This window comes from Paraburkholderia sp. FW306-2-2C-D06C, assembly GCF_058781505.1.
The window spans coordinates 1-2,703 of the sequence record NZ_JBYSWU010000123.1 but is presented as its reverse complement, the minus strand read 5'-3'; the positions used below and the strand labels follow the sequence as shown (position 1 = coordinate 2,703).

3 protein-coding genes and 1 pseudogene are annotated in these 2,703 nt (G+C 60.8%); all 4 read right to left on the bottom strand.

Translation table 11 applies throughout. From position 1 onward, the window contains the following. A pseudogene (locus AC3WLT_RS37085) lies at positions 1–68 on the bottom strand (maturase); the annotation flags it as partial. 80 nt (positions 69–148) lie between these two features. Next, positions 149–970, bottom strand: coding sequence for an IS21-like element helper ATPase IstB (gene istB, locus AC3WLT_RS37080; RefSeq protein WP_492596510.1), 822 nt, complete (start codon positions 968–970; stop codon positions 149–151). Then, positions 967–2,469: an IS21 family transposase gene (gene istA / locus AC3WLT_RS37075; protein WP_492596509.1), complete on the bottom strand. Its 1,503-nt coding sequence runs from the start codon at positions 2,467–2,469 to the stop codon at positions 967–969. Before istA ends, istB begins: the two co-directional genes overlap by 4 nt. Positions 2,470–2,552: 83 nt before the next feature. Continuing rightward, a complete protein-coding gene (locus tag AC3WLT_RS37070) occupies positions 2,553–2,693 on the bottom strand; it encodes a hypothetical protein (RefSeq protein ID WP_492596511.1) in 141 nt (46 codons plus the stop codon). Positions 2,694–2,703: the final 10 nt, after the last annotated feature.

Sequence of the window (2,703 nt, the reverse complement as noted above, 5' to 3'; positions counted from 1 at the left end):
CTGTTCTTCCACTGTTTCCAGAAGACGAAGCGAACACGGCGTCGTACCCACTCATCCAGCCGTTGTAATGTGCTGGGTGGATAGCGTCAACTGTCTTGTCCGGTCGTCGACAACTATGTTGTCCGGTCGACGGGGGTAATTGTCGTGATCACGGGTTCATAGTTGTCGTCGCTCCGTCGTAATTGTCGTTGGGTAATTGACGCCGGCGTTCCTTCTGTTTGTCGCTGGCTTTGCGCCGCCGATAGCTTTCGACATTCAGCTCGAAGATCGTCGAGTGATGGACGAGCCGGTCGATAGCGGCCACCGTCATGCCGGGGTCAGGAAACACGTCATTCCAGCCCGAGAACGGCTGATTGGCCGTGATGAGAAGACTTTTGCGCTCATACCTCTCAGCGATCAGCTCGAACAGCACGCTGGTTTCGGCCTGGTCTTTTCTCACATACGACAGATCGTCCAGGATGATCAGGTCGAACCGGTCGAGTTTGGCGAGCGCCGAAGGCAGTTGGAGGCTCTGACGGGCGACCTGAAGCTTCTGCACGATCTCACTGGTCCGCATGAACAGTACGCGATAGCCGGCGTCGATCAGCGCATGGCCAATGGCCGAACCCAAATGACTTTTCCCGCCACCGGGTGGCCCAAACAGGAGGATCGTGGCGCCTTTTTCGAGCCACGAATCGCCGGTGGTCAGCGCCATTACATGCGCCTTCGAGACCATCGGAACAACGCCGAAGTCGAAGGTGGCGAGCGTCTTGGTCGGGTCCATATGCGATTCGATACGATGACGCTCGATCCGTCGTTGGGCCCGCTCGGCAAGTTCATGCTCAAACAGCGCGCCAAGCAGTCGGGACGCCTGCCAGCCCTCCTTGTCCGAGCGTTCGGCGAAGTCCGGCCACAACCGGCCGATCGTCGGCAGCCGCAACTCGTTGAGCATCAGCGCCATGCGGCCGGCATCGCAAGCAGGGGCGTTCATACCGGCACCTCCTCATCGAGCAATGCGTCATAGACCTCTGCGGATGGCATCTCGACCACGACCACAGGACACTCGCGCAGACGCGGGGCGAATTCGTCGAACAACGTCTTCAGATTGGGCAGCTCACCGAGTTCGAGCAATGCTTCAAGCCGCTCGGCCAGTTGCGCTTCGACGCCGTGGTTACCGGCCAGCTCAAGCAGGCCCACCATGGTCTTGCAGGCGCTGCGTTGCGACAGCTTCGTGTCCAGTTGCTCCCAGGTCCGGCGGTAAGCCTCCCGCGGAAACAGGTTGTCGCGAAACGCCAGCCCTTTAAAGGCCTGAGGCTTGCGTTTGAGCGAATCGATAAAGTGACGGTAGTCGATGGCATGGCCCCGGCTGCGCCCGGGCGCCAGCGATCCCCGTGGCGTGCTGTGCACCAGCGCGCCGGACAGATAGCAATCAAGCCGGTCGATGTACAGACGCACCTTCAGCAGATGACCAATCAGGCGAGACGGGGCGCTATAAAGAATGTTACGCACGGTGAAGGTACTGCAGCGGGTCACGCGCGCCTCTTCCTCGACGAAGTCCGTGGTACGGAGCTCAGGCAGATCCTGCAGGTGTTCGCGCTCGACGCGAAACGCTGCCGCATTGCGCCGGTTCCGGCGCATGACTACCCCGCGTACGAACTCGTCATAGGCGGCGCGGTCAGCGAAGTCACGATGACCTCGCAGTTCCAGGGCTTGATCGACGGCGTCCTTCAGGTAGCGATGTGAGGATTCCACACTTCCGTTCTCGTGACCAAGACCCCGATTATTGCGCGTGCCCTCCATGCCGTAATGTTCGAGCAGTGATGCATACCGGGTTGTGAAGTCCTCCTGCTCCTGCAGATTCCTGAAGGCTGCCGACAGGCTGTCCGAGCGGTGTTCGCGTGGGCAGCCGCCAGCCTGCCACAGCGCATTCTGTAACCCGGCCGCGAGCGCTTCGAAACTCTCTCCACCATCAACCACACAGGCGTACTCCCAGCGCGAGAACGCCAGTACGAAGTGGTACAACAGGTGGTCGAACGGGACGCCGCCGAGCGTCACGCACAGTTTCTCCATGTGAGTGAAGTCCGACAGGCCTCGTATCCCCGGCAGATACTCCTGCGGAAAGAAGATTTCCTTGCCCGGACCTTCGAGCGCACGCCATTGGCTGATGTGCCGCTCAAGCGTGCGTCGCATGCTATCCGGAAACCGGCCCGGGTGATCTTCCTGCAGCTTGCGCAGGATCGTGACCGGGATCAGCCGCGGTGCACTGCGCAGCAACGGGACCACTTCGCCTTCCCAAACGTCGGCGAACGGGTCTGTACGGGTACGCCAGTCACGCTCGGCCTTCTGCGAAGGCAACCTGGTCGCGCGCTCAATGCGTCGAGCCGTGCGCGAGCTTATGCCTACCTTGGCAGCGGCGACTTCCTGGGTGTTGTGTTTGCGCTTGTTCATATAGAGCCGGACCTGTTGGTCGGTAATGCGGGTTTCAGACATGGGCTGACCGCTTCTTTTTAGCTTCAGTCAGCCATCCTAGGCCCGCCGATCCGGCAGCGCCGGTGGCTCGTCGTCTCCGGCGGCTACGCCGCCTTCGACTCCTCACCACCGGCCAGGATAGTTGTCAACGACCGGACACTGTAATTGTCGCGCTCCATGCTGGGCGTCTCACAGAAGCCGAAGTAGCCGCGCCACCCTGTAAGGTAGCGTGTCAGCCGCTCCATCAACTGCTCA

What these genes read in the sequence shown, in the direction of transcription:
- AC3WLT_RS37070 (WP_492596511.1), bottom strand. Translation starts at nt 2,693, where the DNA reads ATGGAGCGGCTGACACGCTACCTTACAGGGTGGCGCGGCTACTTCGGC.
- istB (WP_492596510.1), bottom strand. Translation starts at nt 970, where the DNA reads ATGAACGCCCCTGCTTGCGATGCCGGCCGCATGGCGCTGATGCTCAAC.
- istA (WP_492596509.1), bottom strand. Translation starts at nt 2,469, where the DNA reads ATGTCTGAAACCCGCATTACCGACCAACAGGTCCGGCTCTATATGAAC.